Below are 6,315 nucleotides of genomic sequence, written 5' to 3' on the forward strand. Positions count from 1 at the left end.
CGCTGCGCATACCAGGTTTCAACAAAGCCGGGATGTTGGCGCAGGATAAGTGTAAGCGCAAAAACAATTCCTGCCAACGCCGGAAGAATAAGCCATTTGTGTTTTCTGTCTGTTCTCAATTTTTTTCGGGTAAATATACAAGACAAAATTTAAAGATATTCGGGACGGTCATCTCTTTCACTTTTGCTCATGGCTTTTAGCGGTGTAAAACAGGTGGTGGGTTTTTGATTTTTTGGAGCGAATCGTATTGACCAAAATTTATTTTTAATTATAATATAAATTCTTTTTGACAGAATACGGCCTATTATAAAATACATTTGTTATAATTGCTTTCAGTTTAAAATCAAAAAACATTTTATAATGATTAAGGCATATTCTTTTTTGCTAATGGTTGGGGGACTGTTAGCCGGCTTAAATGGATTTTGTGAAGGTAAAGATGGAAAAGCAATGGAAGTACATAAACGTGCAATAACAATTGATACACATTGTGATACGCCAATGGCGCTGTTGGAAGGCAATCTGGATGTGGGGGTAGCAAACAAAGCGCCGGGAAGCCGGGTTGATTTTCCGAGAATGCAAGAGGGTGGATTGGATGCCATCTTTTTTGCGGCATTTACCAGCCAGCGGCCACGTACCGAAGAGAATACGCAGAATGCCTACGAAATGGCGAATAAGATGATTGAAAAAACTTATGAGGTGTGCAAAAAATACAATAGTATAGCCGAGGTGGCCACTACTCCCGGGGACGTTGTTCGCCTAAAAAAGGAAGGGAAACGTGCCATTTACATCGGTATGGAAAACGGATTTCCACTGGGTCAGGAACTCGACAGGGTAGAGGAGTTTTACAATAAAGGAGTTCGTTACATAACACTCTGTCACTCATCGAACAATGATGTTTGCGATTCCTCAACCGACAAAAAAGGGCCTGAATTTAACGGATTAAGCTCCTTTGGAAAAGAGGTTGTGAAAGAAATGAACCGCCTCGGAATGCTCATCGATGTATCGCATATTTCAGACAAATCATTTTACGATGTGGTAGAACTGAGCAAGGTGCCTGTTTTTGCTTCGCACTCCAGTGTGCGTGCAATTGCCAATCATAAGCGTAACATGACCGATGATATGATAAAAGCACTTGCTAAAAACGGTGGTGTAATTCAGATTTGTTTGCTCGACGACTACATTAAAGATCCCGATACTACCACTGTCCGTTATCAGAAAGAACAGGAAATAAGAAAAATTTTCAATACACGTTTTGCAAAAATGAGCGAAGAGGAGCAGGCAGAAGTGCGGAGACAGTGGCGCGAACTGGACGAGAAATACCCCAAGCAGTTGCCAACTGTTGCCGATTGTGTAGATCATATCGATCATGTAAAAAACCTGGTGGGAATTGATTACGTGGGAATTGGCTCGGATTTTGATGGCGGCGGCGGACTGGCCGATTGTGCCGATGTGAGCCAAATGCCAAACATCACAGCCGAAATGTTAAAACGTGGTTATACCGAAGAGGAAATTACCAAAGTTTGGGGTGGAAATTTCCTGCGCGTATTTTCAGCGGTAATCCAAAAGAGTTCGGTTAATTAGCAGACAAAAACGAAAATTATTCTATTTTTGACTGATAATAAATCTTCTATTTAATATAATCATCACGGGGCCGTCTTTCCCTTTTTTGATGATGAGGTTTGCGCTTTCTTTTTATTAAATAGGCAAGATTAACGACAGGATTAAAATTTATTTTGTCCGTCCGAGTTATTAACATTTCCCAATATGGGAAAATTAACAAAGATAATTCTGAAAGTACTGATTTATTAAGGGCTTTGTGGATATCTTTTTACGCAACATATAGTTGCATTTGTTAATAAATTGTCGTAGTTTGCCATAGTTGTAAAGAGAAAATTTGTATCGTCATTAAAAGAATTGTTGTATTAGGGATATTTGTCTTGCTAATATCACTCAGGTGTGGTGCACAACAAGATCCTATTTTCACCTCATACATGTATAATGGCCAAATCATTAACCCGGCTTATGCAGGAATGTGGGAAAAAATAGGTTTTACCACCTTAGTAAGAAAACAGTGGGCTGGGATTAACCGTTCGCCTCTTACTGAATACATTTCATTTCACTCACCTTTACGAAACGAAGCTGTTGGTGTTGGACTCAACATCATGAACGATACTTTTGGTCGCGAAAAGCGCTTAACTGTACTGGGCGATTACGCCTACGAAGTATACCTTTCGCGCCGTACACGTATGCGAATGGGCGTGAAATTTGGTTTTACCAACTATAAAAACCCGCTTACCGAATACATTTTATATCCCGACGGAAAGTACGACAGGGCTTTTGATGAAGATGTAGATTTATCATTTCTTCCCAATTTCGGTTTCGGAATATTTATTTACCAGGATTATTTTTATGCCGGATTCTCTATTCCCAAACTTATTGAAAACGATCTGAAAGAGAATTTCCATAATTATTCTACCAGTGCCGAGGTGCGTACCATCTACCTGAACGGTGGTTACGTGTTTCCGCTCGATCCCTTTAATTATTTTGTATTTAAACCCACATTGCTGGTTAAGGCAACCTGGGGTACGCCAATTCAGATTGATTTGGCTGCAAATTTTATGATCCGCGAAAAACTTTGGCTAGGTGTTTTGGGGCGTACCGGTGGTGCCATATGTTTTACCGGAAACTGGATGTTTAGCAACAAGTTTAGAGTGGGATTTGCAATGGACATAACAACAAACGAAATATACCCATATCAGAACGGAACTTTTGAATTTACCTTTGGTTTTGATGTGGACTTTTTTGGACGTAGCTATTTAAGGTCCAGATACTTTTAATGACGAAAGACGCAATTACAAACCCGGAAATGATTGTGTAACGGTTAAATTGAAATTTATGTAAAGACCAAAATTATTAAAAAAAGAATTGTTAAGTGACCAAATCGAAACATAACCAGACTTTAAAAACAGCATTCTTTTTGCTGGCTGTTTTTCTGTGTTTTACAGAACCCAATGCTGTGAGTAGTGAGAGCTATGCCTCATTCTCTTCTGCAAAAGATTCTGTATTGGGCTTTGTTTCACCTTCAATTTCAAATCAAACACTTTCGGAAATTTCGGACATCCCTGCTTCTCAAGACGATACAACAGGCATTGTTTGTCCGGAAGATATCTCCATATATACCGACCTGAATTCCTGTGTGGCAGTTATCAGTAATGGTTTAGACATTTCCGATCCCAACGGCATCATTTCAACACTTAGCTGGGAAATGACAGGTGCAACCGAAGCCGCTTCGAACGGTTCCGGTATCAACCAAATTGGCAGTTATACTTTTAATCAGGGAACAACAGTAATTACTTATCGCGGTGCAACTCTTTACAACAACTCAATTAACTGCACTTTTACTGTTACGGTTTCCGATAACCAGGTTCCACGGTTAATCAGCTCTCCCGGACATATAACAGTTCGAAACCTGCCCGGAGAATGTTATGCCAATGTAAGTTGGACCGAACCTTCTGCTGCCGATAATTGTGTACCTCAGGATCAGTTGATTTATACCAGTAATTACAATTCAGGTCAACAGTTCCCGGTTGGATCAACTCGGGTTGAATATCGAATTAGCGATGGAGTAAATACGGCACTTCATAGTTTTACCGTAACCGTAACCGATGCTGAAGCCCCGCAACTGATTGCGCCACCGGATTCGGAAAGTGAATGTGGACAACCGGTACCGGATGCTTTCACAACATGGGAACAATTTGAACAGGCAGGCGGAAGTGCCAATGACAACTGTTCGGTTAACTACGGAAGTTTTAGGTATGTGGGCCAAACCAGCAGCGGTATAACCTGCCCCTACAAAGTAACACGTACCTATAGTATTTCGGATGATGATGGCAATGTAAGCGAAGTTAAGCATGTAATTGAGGTAACAGGAGAAGGAATGGCTTATGAAGCTACAGTTGAATCGACCGAACCGGAAGTACTTTTAGAACCAGGAGCAGAAACGCAGGCCGAAATCTTATTCGCAAAAACCGATGTTAGTTGTAAAGGCAGCAGAACCGGAGTCGTTGACCTGACCGTAAATGGTACATCAGGAATAGTAAGTTTTGTATGGTCGACACAAAACGGAAGTGGCATTGTACAGGGAGCTGAAGACCAAAGCACCTTAAGCGATGGCGACTATACCGTAATGGTTTACGAGGATGGTGTTCGTTTATTGTCCTTTGATTTTAGCATTTTGGTATCCGATAATCAGGCACCGGTGCTCAATGCTCCTGCAGCAATTCAACGAAAATGCGGACAATCTCTCCCGGCAGCTTATTCCACCTGGACTGAGTTTGCCAATGCAGGCGGTACAGTGCGTGACAACTGTCAAATTTATTATTCAACATTCCGCCTGGCTTCCGAATCAAAAAGCAATCCGGATGGCCCTTATACAATTACCCGAACTTATGAGATTACCGATGTAAACGGAAACCGTGGAGTTGCAGAGCATGTAATTCGTGTTGAAGCGGATGAGGTTATTTTGAAATCGGGGATGGCCGGAACTTTTACTGCCGTTCAGGATGGGGCTTGGAATGATCCGGCAACCTGGGGTGAAACAGTTTTGGTTCCAACTTGGGAAGATGATGTTATAATTCCGAATGGAGTAAGTGTTACAGTTGATGCAGCTGCAGTATGCAATAACATTTCAATTGAATCAGGTGGAGAATTGAATCATGGTGCTAATCTTAGTACAACTTTGCAGGTATATGGAGATTGGACAAATAGTGGTACTTACGATGGAGGAACAAATGGAGTAGTCGAATTTAAGGGGCCTGGTTCTGCAAACATTTCCGGAACAACCGATTTCGAAGGTTTGATTGTGAATAAAGATGATGGCCTTTCTTCGGAATTAACGATTAATGGTGATGTAACAGTTTTGAGTAGTGGCTTGTTAACAATGACTAGTGGTTTAGTTACTGTTCCGGGAGGTTCCAGTTTTTCTGTGAATCCATCAATAGGGCTTGATATCGAATATGAGGCAGGATTCGATGTTACCGGAGGCTCATTAGCCACAGGAGATTTTACAATAACTAATGAAGGATTAATTCGGATAGCTGCAGGAAGTAATGTAACCTTAGGTGATGATTCAGGGAATGAAGTACACACGCAATTTGACGGAGCGTTTATTGTAACCGGTGGAGATGTCGATATTGCGGGTAGATTATATAATTCAGCATCGGGAACACTTGACCCCGATGGATTAAATTTAACCTCAGGAATAACAATTTCAGGCGGCACAGTTACTTTGTGTACGTACGGAAACAATGCAAGTGATACCGGATCGCTACAGGTAACATCTGCCGGCAATTTTGAATTCACAAGTGGAACAATAGTATTCCAAAATCCAAGTACAGCAGCTTCCGAACTCGACCTTGGATTGCTGAGTGGAACCGGAACAAAAAATACAATTGGGGGGACTTTCCAGTTTGGAAATGCTTTAACGCCGGCTGGTTCTTCATTTAATATTTCAAGCGATATACCACTTGATCGAATAACTTCATCATCAAATGCCGATCTGGTTTTAGAAAGTGATATTCTAGTTAATCATTTAGCACTGAACAGCGCGACAACAATTAATCTTAATGGTAATGTACTACAACAAGCTGTAACCGGACTTACAACCTATACCTTCCCTCTTGATGATGGCTCAGGGAATGACATTCCGGTAAGTATTACACTAAATTCCGGGACTATTAGTGCAGGTGCGTATATCGAAGTTTCTTCAATTGGTTCTGTTCATCCGGATAATGCAAATACCACCAATTATCTTAATCGTTACTGGACAGTTTCTGTTAGTGGGGTGTCCAGTCCATCCTATACTGTAAATGTTGATTATTTGGCAAGTGATATTGCTAATGCAGCAACAAATCTAATTGTTGGAAACTACTCATCCGGATGGAGTGAAATATCAGGTGCTACAATATCAGGAAATACTGTAAGTTTCTCATCTTTATCAACTAATTTGTCTTTTTCTGTACTTGAAGAACCAACTGTAACAATTACAAATGTTGATGATCCCGAAGTTATTTGTGATGGTAGTACGGTTACACTAAACGCGAGTGCAACAGGTGATCCGGCCTTGACATATTTGTGGACTTCGAGTCCTGCCACTACCATTCCATCTAATACATCCTCTGCAGTAACAGTTTCCCCTACAGCAAATCCATCGAATAGCGTTACAAATTACACTTATACAGTTACTATAACCGATGGAAATGGCTTGATAGCGAGCGATGATATTGTTGTTACCGTCAACCCGACGCCGACAGTTGA

Annotated in this window: 3 protein-coding genes; all 3 read left to right on the top strand. The window is 41.0% G+C overall.

The genetic code is table 11. The features are described from left to right. The first annotated feature begins 360 nt into the window (after nt 1-360). Nucleotides 361-1,581, top strand: coding sequence for a dipeptidase (locus ABZB17_RS19210; protein ID WP_372652638.1), 1,221 nt, complete (start codon nt 361-363; stop codon nt 1,579-1,581). Nucleotides 1,582-1,913: 332 nt separating this feature from the next. Beyond that, nucleotides 1,914-2,837, top strand: a complete 924-nt coding sequence (locus ABZB17_RS19215; RefSeq protein WP_262485558.1) for a type IX secretion system membrane protein PorP/SprF — start codon at nt 1,914-1,916, stop codon at nt 2,835-2,837. A 95-nt stretch (nt 2,838-2,932) separates the two neighbouring features. After that, on the top strand, nt 2,933-6,315 hold a 3,383-nt coding region (locus ABZB17_RS19220), incomplete at its 3' end, for an HYR domain-containing protein (RefSeq protein WP_372652640.1).

Origin of the sequence: Draconibacterium sp., from assembly GCF_041583095.1 — a bacterium.
GTDB lineage: Bacteria > Bacteroidota > Bacteroidia > Bacteroidales > Prolixibacteraceae > Draconibacterium.